The following is a 16375-nucleotide window of genomic DNA, read 5'->3' as shown; positions in this document are numbered from 1 at the left end:
GGGTCGAAGAAGGATGCTCCCTGCGAATTCCTGGTGGCAAAGGGCCACGCCGTGCCGCATCGTAGCGCCTCCGGCATCGCCGCGAAGGATTTCTTGGCGAGATCCGCTCGGGCATCGCAGTGCTGGCCGGGGCCGCCACAGCGGTCTTTCAGGAGAGCAATGTCAGGGGGCGGGGGGCGCGGTGAAGCAATCGAGACTGGATGGCGTGCCGCTGCGGGCCGACAATGATCGCCAGCCCCCGCTTGCCGAGGCTTCGCTGCACCTCGCTCTGAAGCTGCGGCTGACCTCCGTGGTGCTGGGCTGCTCGACCAGCAAGGAGCTCTGCGCCCGCTTCGCCGCGAGCAACCGGGCGACAGTGTTCGTGCCGCAGAACGCCTATAAGTGGCTCAGTGGCAAGGCGATGCCGCGCGCCTCCAGCGTCTATGAGGATTGGGCGCGCGTGCTCGGCGGCATGCTGGCCGCGCCATTTCTCGCCTCATCCTCTTTCGACGAGTTTCAGGACGCGCTCAGCGCCCGTTTCGCGATTCCGGAAACCGTGCTCACGGAGCTGCGAGCCGAGGCCGGGCTGCCATCCGCGCCGGTACAGGCCGCCGGTGCGGCGCCCTCGGCCCGGCGAAGCGGGCAGCAGCCCGGCGGGCATTGGCTGGAGGGCGTCTATCTCGCGATCTCGCCGGCCTGGTCACGTGTTCAGGCCGGCCGGCTGATCGTCGGTCAGGTGACGGTTCACGCCGATTCAATGCGGCAACTGCAGATCAATTACAGCGAGAACCTGTTCAATCGCCAGGTTCTGATGAGCGGGCAATTGCTCAGCGATGGCCGCGCCGCGCAGAGCGCGCTGACCTGCTCCTACACACACCGGCTGTTCTTTCTGGCCCTGAACGTGCCCACCCCGCCGGCCAATCTCATCGGCGGTGTTCTCAGCGGCGCGGCCGTGCACGATCCCGATGCCCGCGCCACCGCCTCCCGCATCCTTCTGTTGCGGGCGCCGGCGAGCCGGGCCGCGGATCTGGTCGCGCGTACCGGCTACATCGCCGCCGAGGGAGGGCAGGTCGAAAACGAACTGGCGGCACTTGGCTATCGTGACGAGGCCGAAAGGGCGGTGCTCGGGAGCGGCATCGTCGATTTCCTCGGCGGCTCGTCTTCCACGAGCCTCTGCGAGGCGAGTCACAAGGATCTCGCATCGCTCGAACTGATGCTCGACCGGCTCGCTCCTGCCGAGGCTCTGCAGACGCTGCCGTCCTGGCATTGAGAGGCGCGCGGGATGCGCCGGGTTGCCCGGCCGTCCGGGCCTTTCAGTCGATGCCGGTTGCCGATGCTATAGGTCGCAGGCAAGGCTGGCGGCCGACAAAAGCGCCGGCGCTGCCTCACTGTCCCCATTCGACGACGCTGAGGTCGAGCGGCAGCGCGTTCCGGATCGCGAGCGGCGGGAAGAGCGGTGTCAGGCTGACCGGCGAACCCGTCTCGGCGGCCCGGTCGAAATCGGCGGTGCCGGCGCGATCGATCGCCTTCACCGTGAAGGCGTCGAAGACATAGGGCAGGCCGTCGGCGAGCAGCGGAGAGGGCCCGTCCATGACATGCAGGTGCAGATGCGGCTCCGAGCTGTTGCCGGTATTGCCGACCTCGCCGATCACGTCGCCGCGCTTGACCTTGTCTCCGGTTTTGACCCGGACGCTGCCCGGCTTCATATGGGCGTAGAGCACGAAGGCGCCGCCGCCGATGTCGAGCACGGCGAAATTCCCGTCGGCCTCGCTGATCGGCAGCCCGTCGGGCAGCGCTCCGGGAACCTGGTCGGGAAGATCGTTCCGCGTATCGACGATGGTGCCGTCGGCCACCGCCAGAATGGGCTCACCATAGATGTGATAATTGCCGACCTGCTTCCGGCCGCCCTTGACTAGGCGTCCGTCCGCCCCGAGCTTCTCCCAGTCGATGGCGAAGCGCTGCGCCAGGCGAAAGCCGCCATTGAGCGGCAGCAGGGCGCGAACATGCCGTGTCGAGCCGCAGCAGCCATCCCCGGCGATATAGCCGTCGCCGCGCAGCGGCGGTCCGAGGACTGGCGGTGCCGAACTGGCCAGGGCGACCGGGCCGAACTGCATCGTGGCATCGGCCTTGAACTGGTCGAACCATGCCTCGACCTCGTGCCGCAGGCGCTGTGGAACAGTGCGTCCGACCGGCAGCGCGACATGCAGGAAGCCGATGCCGTATTGGTAGCCGCCGAGCTCCGCCGACTCGTTGCCCCGCCGGCCCGCCGGCGAGAAACGCTGCGCGATCTCCGCGCCGTCGAGGACCGCGAGCGGCTCCTTGTCGTCATCGCCGAAAATGCCGATCCGCTTCAGCTGCACCCGCTCGGCCGTCACATTCGAGAGCTGCAGCTCGTAGACCAGGTGCTGGAGACCATCCGAGCCGAGCACGGGCTTCGGCGGGAACAGGACCTCGCCGACCAGCGCCGTCGGCTTTACGGCGGCAGGGGCTGCCGGTGTCTCGGCGCGCGGTGCGTGCCCCAGCGGCGAGCCGAGCGCGAAGCCAACGGCCAGGGCGAGCAGCGTTTTCATCAACCCGCTCATCGCACGCCCCCGTTCTGAATTGCCACGTCGCCGCGCCGTCAGGCCGCAACCGCCTGCTGCCGCACGGTCTCGACGAGATGACCGCCGAGCCGGTCGGCCAGCGCCATGATGGTCAGGGTCAGATGCTTGTCGGGCAGCTTGGGAATGACGCCGCCATCGCAGACATAGAGATTGTCGAACTCGTGGCATTTCAGGTCGGCATCGACGACGCCCTGGCGGGGGGCCTGCGAGATGGCGGTGGTGCCGGCATAATGGATGCCGGTGCCGCTGTTGTCGCGGCTGGCATAGATGATCGTGGCGGAAGCCCGCCGAAGCACGCGCCGGCCCCAGACCGTCATCGCGTCCATCATCTGGTGGCTCGTGGCCGGAATCGTGAAATCGACCTCGACCTGCCGGACGCCATAGGCATCGAAGCTCCGGCCGGGGCGCACCCGGTTCCCCAGCATCGCCTCGCCCTGGCAGAACAGGCCGAGCGTGACATAGCTATGGAACATCATCCGGGCGAACCGCTCCTTCAGGAAGGGCGGGAAGTGGCGCATGCCGGTCAGGTAATGCGGCACGTCGGGCGCGCTGTGGATGGCGTGGCCGATGAAGGGGAAGGGCGCGCCATCGGACAGCCTGCCCTGCGACAAGAGGATCAGCAGGTCGCCATAGCCGAGATCGTAATCGCGCCGCTTGCCCCAGAGCTTCAGCAGCGAGGTCGAGAGCACGACCTTGGGATTGTCCTGCAGGCCCGCCCCGACCCGCTCATGCCGGTTGCCGAGGCCGGAGGGATCCGCCTCGTCGGCTGAGTTGAACAGGATGCGCGGCGTCTCGAGCGCTCCGGCGGCCAGCACGACGATGCCGGCGCGCAAGCGTCTCCGGTCTCCGGTCGCGAGATCGATATACTCGACCCCCTCGATCCGCCGGCTGTCGCCGTCGCGAAGCAGGCGGACCACCTTCGCCTGCGTCCGCAACTCGTAGTTCGGCAGGTCGGCGATCTGCGGCAGCAGCCGTGTCGAGAATTTGTAGACCGCACCGACCGGGCAGCCCGAGGTGCACATCCCCGTCGAGATGCAGGATGTTGGTGTTCCCGCCTTGGTGTTGATCGCCTTGCGGTTCGGGATCGCGTGGGAGTGCCCGTCCTTCAGCGAATTCACGGCGTCGACGATCAACCGGTCGGCCGGGCGCAGCGGCTTCGGCGGCAGATAATCGCCGTCCGGCAGGTTCGGAAGCCCCTCTTTCGTGCCGCAGACGGCGATCAGACGCTCGACCGCGCCGTAATGCGGTGCCAGATCGGCATAGGAGAACGGCCAGGATCTGAAATCCTCCGCCGAAAAGCGGACGCTGACGCCGTTCCAGAGGTTCTGCAATCCGTTGACGGCGAGCACTTGGAAATGGCGGAAACCGTCCTTGGGACGCGCCGTCGAGCCGACCTTGCCATCGGCGAAGAGCGGATGGACGAACAGGCTGTCATGCGGATCGCTGGGCCAGGTCGTGCTTGGGTCAATGCCGAAATCCCGGGTCACGCCGGGTGGTATCGTCGTCCGGAAATGATCCTCCGGCAGCATCGCGCCATGTTCTAGCGAGATGGTGCGCAGGCCTGATCTGGCGAGTTTGTGGGCGAGAATGCCGCCGCCGGCCCCGGTGCCGACGACCACGACATCGCAGAATTCAGCCTCGGTCACGCATGCCTCCCACGGGCCATTCCCCGACTGAGCGCAAGAAATCCGGCGAGGCGAAGCGGATATATTCGAGGAAGCCGAGCAGCGCGGTCCGCTCGGGGCCGAGATCGGCGCGGCGCAGTCGGCCCGTATGGGCGAAGTCGGCGCGCAGTTCGACGATGGTCAGTGCTGCGCTGATCTGCCGGTTGGCCCGGCCGATCCGCGCGATATCGCTCAGGAGTGGCCGCAGCACCGTGCGATAGGGGCTGAGTTCGATCAGCGCCGCGACAAGTCGCTCGCAGTCCTGTGGAATGGCCGTGGCGCCGGCGGACGGAGCTCCCGACGGTTCGGCTTCGAGAATGGGTTGCATCTGGGTCATGCCGTCGCGACCCGGACCGGCGCGGCGTCGAGCGTCCGGAACGGCTGCCCCGATTCCAGATGCCGCTCGATCTCCTCGAGCGAGACACCGCTGGTTTCAGGCACGAGCAGATAGGTGAAGACCAGCCCTGCGGCGCAGACCAGCGCATAGACCGCGAAGACGCCGCCGAGCCCGATGCTGCTGACCAATATCGGGAAGGAGAACACGACCAGGAAGTTGAAGCCCCAATTGGCGAGCGAGGTCACGCTCATGCCGAGGCTGCGCACCTTGAGCGGGAAGATCTCTGACATCATCACCCAGGGCAGGGGGCCGATGCTGGCGGCGAAGGCGGCGATATAGAGCACCATCCCGATGGTCGCGAGGATATCCAGCGATTCCGAGGCGGTGGCCGCAGCGAGCGCGATCATGCCGAGGCTGAGGGCGGTTCCGGCGAAGCCGATGAAGAGCAGGCGCCGCCGGCCGATCCGGTCGATCAGATACATGCCGACGAAGGTCATCCCGACATTGACCACGCCGATGCCGACGGTCGCCAGGATCTGGGTCGAGGTCGAGTTGAAGCCGGCCTCCTTGAACACCGTCGGCGCGTAGTAGATCACGGCGTTGATGCCGCTGAGCTGCTGCAGGAAGAACAGTCCCATGCCGACGACCAGCGCCGGCCGTACCGTCGGGCTGAGCAGGTCGCCCCAGGTGCCGGGCCGGGTCCGTTGCTGCGCCGCCTGGCGTATGCTCGCGAGCTCCGCATCGACCGCCGGATCATGCGGCGCGAGCTCGCGAATCCGCGCGATCGCCAGGCGCGCCTCCTCGGTGCGGCCCTGCAAGGCGAGCCAGCGCGGCGTATCGCCCATGCGATACATCCCGACGAGCAAGGCGAGCGCCGGCAATACGCCCATCACGAACATCAGCCGCCAGGACTCGGAAAACGCGAAGCCGACGAGATAGGCGCCGAGAATGCCGAGCGTGATCGCCAGCTGATAGATCGAGACCAGCATGCCGCGCTTCTCGGCAGGCGCGCTTTCGGAAATGTAGAGCGGCGCCACCATCGCGGCGATGCCGACAGCAAGACCCAGCAGCAGGCGCGAGGCCGTCAGGATCCAGACCGCACCGGCTGCGGCCGAGAGCAGCGCTCCTGCCGCGAAAAGCACGCCGGCGACCAGCAGCAGGGCGCGGCGGCCATAGGTTTCGGTGGTCCGGCCCGCCAAAAGCGCCCCACCCAGGGCCCCGAGCGGGACGGCGGCCGTCATCAACCCCTCGTCGAACGGGTTGATGGTGAATTCCCCGCGCAGCAGATGCAGCGCGCCGGCGATGACACCCTCGTCGAAGCCGAACAGGAACCCTGCGATGCCGGCGATAGCGGCTATGAAGTAGATCATCATCTGCGCCTTGCGTGACGTGAGTTGGCGCGCCTCAGCGCAGCAGGCCGTTCGCCACCTTGCGGAAGGCGGTGACGATGTCGCTTTCATCGGCCTCGGTCAGGGTCGAGCCGATAGCGAGCAGGGCGCCGCGCGCCTGGAACTCGTCGCAGCGCGGCAAGGCCCCCATGCCGTAGTCATAATCCTTCGCGAAGGCGTTGGCGGGATGCGTCCAGGGGAAGCCGTCGCGGCTGTTGGAGCGGCGCTGCACCAGGCTCGGAACGTTGAAGTACCAGTGCATGCCCCATTCCTGCATGGTGATGCAGGCGAGGCTGCCCGGCGGACCGGCGATGCCCTCGGCGCGCAGCGCCTCGACGAAGCGCCGCGCCAGGGCGGCATCGGGCAGCAGCATCAGCAGGAACGGCCCGGTATCGCCGGCCGGATCCGGGATATGGCGGAAGTCGAGGCCGGGCAGATCGGCCAGCTGCGCGCGGATGCGCCATTTCGAGGCCCGCATCGCGCCGGTGATCCGCGGCAGCTTGCGCATCTGTGCCAGCGCCATCGCGCCGGCGAGCTCCGACATGCGCGCGCCCATGCCCCAGAGCTGGCAGTTCTCATCGGAGGAGTCGAGCCGGCCCTTCTCGTTGCGGGGATAGCCGAGATCGTGCAGCGCCACGATGCGCCGGAACAGCGCGTCATCCTCGGCGACGAGCATTCCGCCATCGCCCGAGGTCATGTTCTTGTTCAGCTGGAAGCTGAAGATGCCGATATCGCCGAAGCGTCCCACCGCTCGCCCGCCGACCGAGGCCCCCGCCGCCTGGGCGCAATCCTCGACCAGGCCGAGCCCATAGGCGCGGCAGATCTCGGCGATCTCGGCGATCCGGCCCGGCGCGCCGCTCATATGGACGCACAGCACGGCGCGGCTATGGGGCCCGATCTTGCGCTTGAGATCTTCGGGATCGATGCAGAAGGTCTCATCGATGTCGACCAGGCGGGGAATGGCGCCGGTCCGCACCACCGCCGAGAGGCAGCTCACCCAAAGATAGCCGGGGACGAAGACTTCGTCGCCGGGGCCGACTCCGAGCGCCGACAGCGCGATCGTCAGGGCAGCCGTACCCGACGACACGCCGAGGGCGTTGCGATGCCCGAAGGCCTCGCACCATTCCCGTTCCAGCGTCTCGACCATGTGCTGCGGGTCGGGGCCGTAGAAGCGGAACGGGCTGCGCGCCCGTACGACGCGGTCGACCAGCTCGCGCTCTTCTTCGCCGATCCAGTGCACGCCCGGCAGCTCCCAGGGGAGCGGCTCGCGTCGGACCGGGGCACCGCCGTCGATGGCGAGCCGATTGGCCCGCTCCTGACCAATCCGCGATCCCGTTTCGGCCAGATCGGTCATGCGGTTCTCCTGTCAGAAACTCATCAGCTTCGGGTGGCCTGAGCATTGCGTTCCGCAAATGTTGATCTGGCCGATACAGTTTGTAACATGAATTGGACCGGCAAGACTGTCATTTATGTTTGGAAAAAATCGGAAATGATTAGAAAATTTTGGACCGATAGGTCTATTGAGCCAATTGTATTGATTTTGACTCTAATTGTATCGGGCGGATTCACGTTCGGATTCGGAATAGCGTCTGTTGCGGGTGTTCTGGATATTATAAAGAGCAAATTTGAACTTTCCGAAAGCGGAGAGCAATTCGTCGTTGGTGTCCTGGTGCTGGGCTGCTTTCTGGGTGCCGCCGGTGCCGGCCCGATCTCGGCAGGCTGGGGCCGGAAGCGGACGATCATGCTGGCGGCCGCGCTCGGCGGGCTCGGCTATACGCTGATCCTGGCCGGGCTCGGACTCGCCGGATTGCTGCTCGGGCGCAGCCTTGCCGGGCTTTGCATCGGCCTGATCTCGATGGTGGTGCCGATGTACGCGGCCGAGACGACGCCGGCGCAGCGGCGCGGCGCCGTGGTCTCGATGTTCCAGCTCGCCATCACGCTCGGCATCCTCGGCGCCTACGGGGCCACGCTCGCCTTTGCCGCGTCCGTGCCCTGGCAGCTCCTGCTCGGCGCCGGTATCCTCCCCCTGGGCCTCGTTCTGCTGGCGATCCTGGCCCTGCCGGAAAGTCCGCGCTGGCTGGCGGCGCGCGGCGATCCGGCTGCGGTGCAGCGGGCGACGCATACGCTCGGCCTCTCCGATGAGTGGCAGGACATGCCGGTCGCCACTGCCGGGGCCGGCGGCGGTGCCCCGTTCCGGCGCGGCAGCACCGCTGCGGTGCTCGTGCTCTGCAGCACCCTCTTCGTGCTGCAGAATCTGAGCGGCATCGACGGCATCCTCTATTATGCGCCTCGCATTTTCCAGGAGCTCGGCTTCTCGGCCGGAACCGCTGCCCTGGCCGCGACCTTCGGCCTTGGCCTGGTCAACGTGCTGGCGACGATCGCCGCCATCGCCATGGTCGACAGATTGGGCCGCCGGCCGCTGCTGATCTTCGGCTCGGCCGCGATGTCGATCGGACTCGCCGCGGTCATCGTCGCCTCCCAGCTCGGCTGGCCCTGGATCGGCCTGGCCGGGCTCGCCGTCTTCATCGCGGCCTTCGCCCTCAGCCTCGGCCCGCTGCCCTATGTGCTGATGTCGGAGCTGTTCCCGACGGCGATCCGCGAAGCCGGCATCGCCATGGCCTCGGCGACGAGCTGGCTGTTCAACGCGCTGATCGCCTTCACCTTCCTGTCGCTCGTGGCCGCGATCGGCCTCTCGGGGGCGATCGGGCTGTTCCTGGTGGTCTGCCTGCTCTCGCTCGGCTTCTGCCTCGCCTTCACGCCGGAGACGCGCGGAGTCCGGCTCGAGGAGATCGAGGCGGCGGTGCTCGCCGGCCGGCCCCTGCGGCAGATCGGCGGCTGAGGTCGTAGCCTTGCCGGCCCGGACGGCGCCGGCTCCGAAGCCAAGGCTGCAACCGCGGGCTCTTCGGCGCGGAAAAGCCCGGGTTTTCGGTTGGATTGCGGCAGCGCCGCGTCCATCATCGCGGCATGATCGACCTGCGCAATATCGAGACCTTCTTCTGGGCGGCGGCGCTTGGCAGCTTGCGCGCCGCCTCGGAAAAGCTCGGCACCACCCAGCCCGCCGTCTCGCAGCGCATAGCGTCGCTGGAGGCGGCGCTCGGCGTGCGCCTGTTCGAGCGCGATGCGCGCGGGGTGACGTTGACGGCCAAGGGGCATGAACTGCTCACCCATGCCGAGCGGATGATGCAGGTCCGGCGCGACATGATGCAGGCCGCACGTGACCAGACCACGATGAGCGGCATGCTGCGCATCGGCGTCGCCGAGACGATCGTCCAGACCTGGCTGCCGAAGCTGATCGAGGAGGTACATGTCGCCTATCCCGCGATCGTGCTCGAGATCGAGGTCGACAGCTCGCATATCCTGCAATCCCATCTGATGGCGCGGCAGATCGACCTCGCCTTCCTGCTCGGGCCCGTGCTCGAGGCGCGGGTGGAGAATTTGCCGCTCTGCACCTATCCGCTCGCCTGGGTGGTGAAATCCTCGGTCGATCTCGGTCCCGGCCCGGTGCCGCTCGCCGAGGTCGCGACCCTGCCGATCATCACCTATGCCTCGAACAGCGCGCCTTATCGGCAGGTGCGCGACATGCTGATGCGCGTCGGCATCTCGACGCCGCGCATGTATGGCAGCGCCTCGCTCTCGATGGTGGTGCGCATGGTGCTCGACGGTATCGGCTCCGCCGTGATCACGCCGGTTTTCCTGGGCAAGGAGCTGGAAAGCGGCGAACTGCGCCTGCTCGACGTCGAGGCCGATCCGCTGCCCGACCTGATCTTCATGGCGAGCTGGATCGACGGTCCCGACAGCTATCCGGCGCGCATCATCGCCCGGATGGCGCAGCAGGTCGCAGCACGCGACCGCATTGCGCGCAGCCAGGTATAAATCTGCTTTATACCCCCCTTCCAAACATACAATTGGACAGAAACCGCCCCGATGTCCTGCAATGATGCGGCAAGACGGCTGTAAAGCCGCGGCAGAGGGGAAGTCGTCATGATCCATCGAAAGGCCAGATTCCGGCCGGCGACGCATTATGCGCGGGCCCTGCCTGCGATGCCGGTTTGACACTCATCCAATGATCGTTCCTTCCCCAACGACAGGCGCTGAGTTGTTTGCCGCCCGACGCGACGCGTTATTTGCCCTGGCGCGGCAGCGCGCCCTCGGGGCGGTCGTGGTTTTCGGCCATGGCAGCGCTCTCGGGGCGGGAACGGCCTCGCATGGCGCGCTGCGCTTCCTCAGCGGCTGGGATAGCCGCGAGAGCCCATCACTTCTCGTTATAGCCCCGGACCGGACGCATCTTCTCGTCGGCAGCCCGTTCATGCTGCCGCTCGCCCGTCAGCTTCGGCGGGATCTCGTCATCCACGATGTCCGCCCCGATGGCTGGGGGGCCGTGCTGGCGACGCTGCTGCCGCCGGGCGAGGGCATGGGCACGATCGGCTTCGCCGAAATGCCGCTGCGTATCCATGACGCGATGGTCGGCGTGCGTCCCGGGCGCGATCCTTCGCTCGATCTGGAGCTTTCGCGCCTGCGGCTGGTCAAGGACGAGGTGCAACTGCGCCGGCACCGGGCCGCCGCCGCGCTCTGCGACGAGCTCTTCGCGGCGCTCGGCAAGGAGCTTTCCAATCGCCGTCCGGCTTGGCAGATCCAGCTCGACCTCGAGACACAGGCGCGCCGCAATGGCGCCGAATACTGCCGCACCTGGCTCACCATCGCGCCGGAAGCGGATTATTGTCGCTACTGGCGCGAGGAGACCGAGCGCATTCCCGAGCCCGGCGACCAGGTTCTGCTCGGGGTCGCGTTGACCCTCGACGGACATTGGGGGCACGGCATCAGGATGGGCAGCATCGGCCCGCAGAAGCCGGAGCACGCCGCTCTCGCGGCGCAGGTCGAGGCGATGCTCGTCGCCGGGATGGCGGCGCTGCGCCCCGGCCTGCCGCTGGCCGGTGTCGAGGCCGCCATGGAAGCGCGCCTGCGCGACGGCGCTCTGCTGGCGGCCCATCCGGACATGGTCCGCTTCCGCGGCGGCCACGGTCTCGGCTTCTCCTATGAGGAACCGCTCCTGACCGAGGCCTTCCGCCAGCATTTCGACCGCGGAGCTCCTCCGGCGACGGATCATGGGATCGAGCTCGCCGGCGGCATGCTGTTCGAACTCCATCCGAACATCTTCCTGCCCGGCCTGGGCGGCGCGGCGCTCGGCGAGATGGTTCTCGTCACGCCCGAAGGGCCCGAATGCCTGCTGCGTTTTCCGCGCGCTTGCGCGGTCTGGCCGTGAATTTCTCGCTTCACCCGTCCACCAACCTAAGCAAGGGGAACGACCGATGAAACCAGTCATGATTGCCGCGGCTCTGCTCGCCGCCACGGCCGCCAGCGCCCAGGACCTGCCGAAGACCAATCTCAAGATCGTCGGCGGCCTCAGCAACCTGACCGCCTATCAGGACTATGAGCAGCCCTTCTGGACCAAGACGATCCCCGAAAAGTCCAAGGGCCAGGTGACGGCCGAGATCAAGGGCTTCAACGAGATGGGCCTGAAGGGGCCTGAGCTCCTGCGCCTGATGTCGCAGGGCGTCGTCGAATTCGGCACCGCGACGCTGTCCTATTTCGCCAGCGACAACCCGATCAACGAGGCGATCGACCTCGCCGGTCTCGCTCCCGACGTGAAGACCGCCCGCGCCATCACCAAGGCCTTCGAGCCCGCCTATGCCAAGTTCTATGGCGAGGGCTCAAAGGTCCGCCTGCTCGGCATCTCGCCCTATCCGGCGCAAGTGCTGTTCTGCAACGCCGATATGAAGGGTCTCGCCGACCTCAAGGGCAAGAAGGTCCGCACTTCCAGCCGTACCCAGGCCGAGTTCGTCGAGGCCTTCGGCGGCTCCAGCGTCACCATGGCCTTCGGCGAGGTCGTCCCGGCCCTGCAGAACAAGGTCGTGGATTGCGCCATCACCGGCTCGCTCTCCGGCTACTCGGCCAAGTGGTACGAGGTCGCCACGCATCTGCTGGCCCTGCCGATCAACTGGAACCAGCAGATCCATGCCGTGAACCAGAAGGCCTGGGAAAAGCTCGACCCCAAGGTCCAGGCTTTCATCACCACCAATATCGACACGCTGGTGAACGACATCTGGGATGCCGCGGCCAAGCAGACCCAGCTCGGCTATGACTGCAACACCGGTGCCGCCGCCTGCACCCTGCCGGTCAAGGGCAAGATGGTGCTGGTCACGCCGAGCGATGCCGACAAGGCGCTGCTCAAGAAGGTCCTTGCGGATCAGGTCCTGCCCAAATGGGCCGCGCGCTGCTCGGCCGACTGCGTGACGAGCTTCAATGCCACCGTCGGCAAGGAACTCGGCCTGGCCGCCGCCAAGAAGTAACGCCGATCCGGGGAGGCCGGCGTTCTGCCGGCCTCCATCCGATCAGGTCCAGTGGAACGCAAGATCATGACCCCATCCCCCACAATTGGCCTACTGGCGCGCCTGAGCGGCTATGCCGAGACCATATCGCGCGTTGCGGTATGGTTCGGCGGCGCGCTCACCATCGCCAGCGTTCTCCTGATCTCGGTGGATGTGCTGATCCGCAAATTCCTCGGCTGGACCGTGGGCGGTGCGGACGAGCTCTCGAGCTACGCCTTCGCCATCGCGACCTCCTGGTCCTTCGCCTTCGCGACGCTGCAGCGTGCGAATGTCCGGGTCGACGTTCTCTACCAGTATCTGCCCGTCCGGCTTTCCGCGGTGCTCGACTGGCTTTCGCTGGTCGCGCTCGGCGTCTTCATGGCCGTGCTGACCTTCTACGCCTATGACGTGGTCGGCGCCTCGCTGGCGCAGGGCTCGCGGGCGAACACCCCGCTGGCTACCCCGCTCGCCATTCCGCAGGGGCTCTGGTTCCTGGGCCTCGTCGCGATGTGCGTGGTGCTCGCCCTGATGCTGCTGCGCTCCTCGGTCGCGCTCGTCACCGGCGACATCGCCACGGTCAAGGCCATAGGCGGTGTGCGTTCAGCCCAGGAGGAAGCCGACGAAGAGGCGGCTGCCGGCGAGCGCATGGTCAAGGGGGACGCGGCATGATCTCGACCACCCTCATTCTGCTTCTCGTCCTGATCGGCCTTTCCATTCCGGTCGGTGCGGCGCTTGGTCTGCTCGGCCTGATCCTCGATCCCGCCTTCTCGATGCTGCCGCTGACGCGCGGTATCGGCGAGATTGCCTGGAGCACCAACAACGAGTTCCTGCTCGTCGCGATCCCGCTCTTCATCCTCCTCGGCGAGGTGCTGTTGCGCGCCGGTTTCGCCGAGCGCATGTACGGCGCCATGAGCCTCTGGCTCTCCTGGCTGCCGGGCGGGCTGATGCACGCCAATATCGGCGCCTCCGCTCTGTTCGCGGCCACCTCCGGTTCGAGCGTCGCGACCGCCGCGACGGTCGGCACGGTGGCGCTGCCGCAGATCAAGCGCTACGGCTACAATGAGCCGCTCTTCCTCGGCAGCCTGGCCGCGGGCGGCACGCTCGGCATTCTGATCCCGCCTTCGATCAACCTCGTCATCTATGGCGTGCTGACCAATTCGTCGGTGCCCAAGCTCTATCTCGCGGGCATCATTCCGGGCCTGCTCCTGGCTGGGCTGTTCATGCTGACCGTCGTCATGGGCTGCGTAGCGAAGCCGGAATGGGGCGGGCGCCGGATCACCGCGACCTGGGGCGAGCGCTTCGCCAGCCTCGTCCATCTCGCGCCGCCGCTCGGCATCTTCTTCCTCGTCGTCGGCTCGATCTATGCCGGACTCGCCACGCCGACCGAGGCTGCGGCGCTCGGCGTGCTCGGAGCGCTCATCCTCGCGGCCTGGTCGCGGCGCCTGACGCTCACCATGCTGCGCGACGCGGTCGAGGGCACGATGAAGGCGAGTGCGATGATCATGCTGATCATCGTCGCGGCAGCCTTTCTCAACTTCGTGATGTCGGCGACCGGGATCACCGATGCGATCACCAGCTCGATCTCCGGCCTCGGCTTCTCGCCGGTGCAGATGCTCCTCGTGATCGTGGTCTTCTACCTGATCCTCGGCTGCTTCATGGAGACGCTCTCCATGATGATCACGACGATCCCGATCGTCGCGCCGATCATGATCGCGCTCGGCTATGATCCGATCTGGCTCGGCATTCTGATCATCGTGCTGGTCGAGGCCGCGCTGATCACGCCTCCGGTCGGGCTGAACCTGTTCGTCGTGCAGAGCCTGCGCAAGAGCGGCTCGATGGGCGCGGTCATCGTCGGCAGCCTGCCCTTCGTCGCCGCCATGGCGGTGCTGCTCGTGCTGCTGGCGCTCTTCCCCGACCTCGCCCTCTTCCTGCCCCGCGTCTTCGGCTAGGCGCGGACATTTTCCCCCGAGAACCATTCCACAGGTCATCATGGAACTGAATTTCGCCATCGAATCCAGCGGTGCCTCGCAGCCGCTGACGGTCAATCTGACCGAGCTCGTGGTCGCCGGCTGGGCGGGACGCGACCAGGCCGCCATCGAGCATCATATCGAGGAACTCGCCGCCATCGGCGTGCCGCGACCGAGCTCCGTACCGCTCTATTACCGCGTCGCCGAAAACCTGATGACGCAGGCCGACCGTATCCAGGTCGTCGCGACCGAGAGCTCCGGCGAGGTCGAGACCTTCGTCTTCAGCGCCGGCGGCGAGATGTATGTCAGCCTTGCCTCCGACCATACCGACCGCAAGCTTGAGACGATCGGCGTCGCGCTTTCCAAGCAGATCTGCGCCAAGCCGATCGCCCGCAATGCCTGGCGCTTCGCTGATGTCTCCGGGCATTGGGACGAGATGATCATCCGCGCCTTCATCGAGGAAGGTGGGGCACGCGTTCTCTATCAGGAAGGTCCGCTCGCGGCACTGCGTCCGCCGCTGGAGCTGATCGCCGGCTTCACCGGCGGTGCCCGGCTGCTGCCTGAAGGCATCGGCATGATCTGCGGTACCGTTGGCGCGATCGGCGGCATCCGCCCGTCGCCGAGCTTCAGCATGGAACTGTTCGACCCGGTGCTGGGCCGCACCATCCGGCACGCCTACCGCACCGAAATCCTGCCTGAGGTGGCCTGAGCCGATGATCGGGTCCCTGGCCGAGCTGCGTGCCGCCCTCGACGAGGGCCGCACGACTTCCCTCGCCCTCGTCGAGGGAGCCCTGTCGCGCGCGAAGGCGCCGGAAGGGGAGGGTGCGCGCGTCTTCACCGCGCTCCATGAGGAGCAGGCGCGCGCCGCCGCCCGCGCCTCGGACGTGCTGCGGCAGGCGGGCTATCCGCGCTCGCCCATCGAAGGGCTGCCGGTCTCGGTCAAGGACCTGTTCGACATCAAGGGCGAGACGACGCGCGCCGGCAGCGTCGCCCTCGACGGCGCCGCGCCGGCGCAGCAGGACGCGCCGGCGGTGCAGCGTCTCGTCGCCGCCGGGGCGATCCTCATCGGCCGCACCAACATGACCGAGTTCGCCTTCCCCGGCCTCGGTCTCAACCCGCATTACGGCACGCCGCTCAACCCGTTCGACCGTTCGACCGGCCGCATCCCTGGCGGCTCCTCGTCAGGCGCCGCCGTCTCGGTGACGGATGGCATGGCGGCCGCCGCGCTCGGCACCGATACCGGCGGCTCGGTCCGCATCCCCGCCGCCTTTTGCGGCCTGACCGGCTTCAAGCCGACGGCGCGCCGGGTTTCGCGCCAGGGCGCCGTGCCGCTTTCCACCAGCCTCGACTCGGTCGGGCCGATCGCGCCCACCGTGGCCTGCTGCGCCACGCTCGACGCGATCCTGTCGGGCAGTGGCGCGGACGTCCCCGCACCGGCGAGCCTGGAGGGCCTGCGTCTCGCCGTGCCGACGACACTGGCGCTCGACGCCATGGACGCGACCGTCGCGGCCGCCTTCAAGGCCGCACTCGCCAGCCTTTCGCAGGCGGGTGTCCGGATCAGCGAGATCGCGGTGCCCGAGTTCGCCGCGCTCGCCGGTATCAACGCCCGAGGCGGCTTCACCGCCGCCGAGGCCTGGCACTGGCATCGCGAATTGATCGAACGCGAAGGGGATCGCTACGATCCGCGCGTTTCCGTTCGCATCCGGCGCGGCAAGGAGCTTTCGGCAGCCGATTATATCGACCTGCTCGAGACCCGCGCCGCCTGGATTACCGCGGTCGAGGCCCGGATCGCGCCCTTCGACGCGCTGATCATGCCGACCGTGCCGGTGATCGCGCCGAAGCTCGCCGAGCTCGAGGCCGACGATGCCCACTTCGCCACGACCAACCTGCTCGTGCTGCGCAATGCGACCCTGATCAACTTCCTCGACGGCTGCGCCCTCTCGCTGCCCTGCCATCGCCGGGGCGAGGCGCCCGTCGGGCTGATGCTCGCGGCCGCGGGCGGCCAGGACCAGCGGGTCCTCGCCATTGGACAGGCCGTCGAACAGGCGCTCGCCGCGGCGCGCGCCTGAGCG

Annotated in this window: 14 protein-coding genes; 9 read left to right on the top strand and 5 right to left on the bottom strand. The window is 67.4% G+C overall.

Annotated elements, in window-relative coordinates; translation table 11 throughout:
* The first annotated feature begins 181 nt into the window (after positions 1–181).
* Positions 182–1249: a hypothetical protein gene (locus J0J10_RS08290; RefSeq protein ID WP_291646056.1), complete on the top strand. Its 1068-nt coding sequence runs from the start codon at positions 182–184 to the stop codon at positions 1247–1249.
* A gap of 115 nt (positions 1250–1364) precedes the next feature.
* Here the strand turns inward: J0J10_RS08290 and J0J10_RS08285 are convergent, their stop codons facing one another.
* From J0J10_RS08285 to J0J10_RS08265, 5 genes are read right to left on the bottom strand one after another with little or no spacing between them, the layout of a single operon-like run.
* Positions 1365–2549, bottom strand: coding sequence for a M23 family metallopeptidase (locus J0J10_RS08285; protein WP_291646055.1), 1185 nt, complete (start codon positions 2547–2549; stop codon positions 1365–1367).
* A gap of 50 nt (positions 2550–2599) precedes the next feature.
* Positions 2600–4228, bottom strand: a complete 1629-nt coding sequence (locus J0J10_RS08280) for a GMC oxidoreductase (RefSeq protein WP_291646054.1) — start codon at positions 4226–4228, stop codon at positions 2600–2602.
* Positions 4215–4583, bottom strand: coding sequence for a hypothetical protein (locus J0J10_RS08275; protein ID WP_291646053.1), 369 nt, complete (start codon positions 4581–4583; stop codon positions 4215–4217). The genes J0J10_RS08280 and J0J10_RS08275 overlap by 14 nt, the downstream gene beginning before the upstream one ends.
* Positions 4580–6043: a sugar porter family MFS transporter gene (locus J0J10_RS08270; protein WP_291646052.1), complete on the bottom strand. Its 1464-nt coding sequence runs from the start codon at positions 6041–6043 to the stop codon at positions 4580–4582. Before J0J10_RS08270 ends, J0J10_RS08275 begins: the two co-directional genes overlap by 4 nt.
* Positions 5988–7325, bottom strand: coding sequence for a DegT/DnrJ/EryC1/StrS family aminotransferase (locus tag J0J10_RS08265; protein ID WP_291646051.1), 1338 nt, complete (start codon positions 7323–7325; stop codon positions 5988–5990). The genes J0J10_RS08270 and J0J10_RS08265 overlap by 56 nt, the downstream gene beginning before the upstream one ends.
* A 135-nt stretch (positions 7326–7460) precedes the next feature.
* Between J0J10_RS08265 and J0J10_RS08260 the strand changes: the two genes are divergently transcribed.
* The 8 genes from J0J10_RS08260 to J0J10_RS08225 all read left to right on the top strand — a co-directional run bounded on the left by J0J10_RS08260 (position 7461) and on the right by J0J10_RS08225 (position 16372).
* Complete coding sequence (locus J0J10_RS08260; RefSeq protein WP_291646050.1) at positions 7461–8810, top strand: sugar porter family MFS transporter; 1350 nt, start codon at positions 7461–7463, stop codon at positions 8808–8810.
* A gap of 125 nt (positions 8811–8935) precedes the next feature.
* Entirely contained in the window at positions 8936–9844 is a 909-nt protein-coding gene (locus J0J10_RS08255) for a LysR family transcriptional regulator (protein ID WP_291646049.1), read from the top strand.
* 223 nt (positions 9845–10067) lie between these two features.
* Positions 10068–11231 (top strand): M24 family metallopeptidase, encoded by a 1164-nt coding sequence (locus J0J10_RS08250; RefSeq protein WP_291646048.1) that lies wholly within the window; start codon positions 10068–10070, stop codon positions 11229–11231.
* Positions 11232–11277: 46 nt separating this feature from the next.
* Positions 11278–12318 (top strand): TRAP transporter substrate-binding protein, encoded by a 1041-nt coding sequence (locus tag J0J10_RS08245; protein WP_291646047.1) that lies wholly within the window; start codon positions 11278–11280, stop codon positions 12316–12318.
* Between the two features lie 66 nt (positions 12319–12384).
* Positions 12385–13005, top strand: a complete 621-nt coding sequence (locus tag J0J10_RS08240; RefSeq protein WP_291639698.1) for a TRAP transporter small permease subunit — start codon at positions 12385–12387, stop codon at positions 13003–13005.
* The gene (locus tag J0J10_RS08235) at positions 13002–14285 is read left to right on the top strand and encodes a TRAP transporter large permease (RefSeq protein WP_291646046.1); all 1284 of its coding nucleotides are present in this window, start codon (positions 13002–13004) and stop codon (positions 14283–14285) included. The genes J0J10_RS08240 and J0J10_RS08235 overlap by 4 nt, the downstream gene beginning before the upstream one ends.
* Before the next feature lie 40 nt (positions 14286–14325).
* Positions 14326–15012: a DUF2848 domain-containing protein gene (locus J0J10_RS08230; protein ID WP_291646045.1), complete on the top strand. Its 687-nt coding sequence runs from the start codon at positions 14326–14328 to the stop codon at positions 15010–15012.
* A gap of 4 nt (positions 15013–15016) precedes the next feature.
* Positions 15017–16372, top strand: a complete 1356-nt coding sequence (locus J0J10_RS08225) for an amidase (protein ID WP_291646044.1) — start codon at positions 15017–15019, stop codon at positions 16370–16372.
* Positions 16373–16375: the final 3 nt, after the last annotated feature.

Origin of the sequence: Allobosea sp. (assembly GCF_017308075.1) — a bacterium.
Classification (GTDB): domain Bacteria; phylum Pseudomonadota; class Alphaproteobacteria; order Rhizobiales; family Beijerinckiaceae; genus Allobosea.
This window is presented reverse-complemented; position numbering and strand designations above follow the sequence as displayed.

Coding starts and splice junctions, on each gene's coding strand:
- J0J10_RS08285 (WP_291646055.1), bottom strand. CDS start 2,549: ATGAAAACGCTGCTCGCCCTGGCCGTTGGCTTCGCGCTCGGCTCGCCG.
- J0J10_RS08275 (WP_291646053.1), bottom strand. CDS start 4,583: ATGACCCAGATGCAACCCATTCTCGAAGCCGAACCGTCGGGAGCTCCG.
- J0J10_RS08270 (WP_291646052.1), bottom strand. CDS start 6,043: ATGAAAGCGACATCGTCACCGCCTTCCGCAAGGTGGCGAACGGCCTGC.
- J0J10_RS08265 (WP_291646051.1), bottom strand. CDS start 7,325: ATGACCGATCTGGCCGAAACGGGATCGCGGATTGGTCAGGAGCGGGCC.
- J0J10_RS08260 (WP_291646050.1), top strand. CDS start 7,461: ATGATTAGAAAATTTTGGACCGATAGGTCTATTGAGCCAATTGTATTG.
- J0J10_RS08255 (WP_291646049.1), top strand. CDS start 8,936: ATGATCGACCTGCGCAATATCGAGACCTTCTTCTGGGCGGCGGCGCTT.
- J0J10_RS08245 (WP_291646047.1), top strand. CDS start 11,278: ATGAAACCAGTCATGATTGCCGCGGCTCTGCTCGCCGCCACGGCCGCC.
- J0J10_RS08240 (WP_291639698.1), top strand. CDS start 12,385: ATGACCCCATCCCCCACAATTGGCCTACTGGCGCGCCTGAGCGGCTAT.
- J0J10_RS08235 (WP_291646046.1), top strand. CDS start 13,002: ATGATCTCGACCACCCTCATTCTGCTTCTCGTCCTGATCGGCCTTTCC.
- J0J10_RS08230 (WP_291646045.1), top strand. CDS start 14,326: ATGGAACTGAATTTCGCCATCGAATCCAGCGGTGCCTCGCAGCCGCTG.
- J0J10_RS08225 (WP_291646044.1), top strand. CDS start 15,017: ATGATCGGGTCCCTGGCCGAGCTGCGTGCCGCCCTCGACGAGGGCCGC.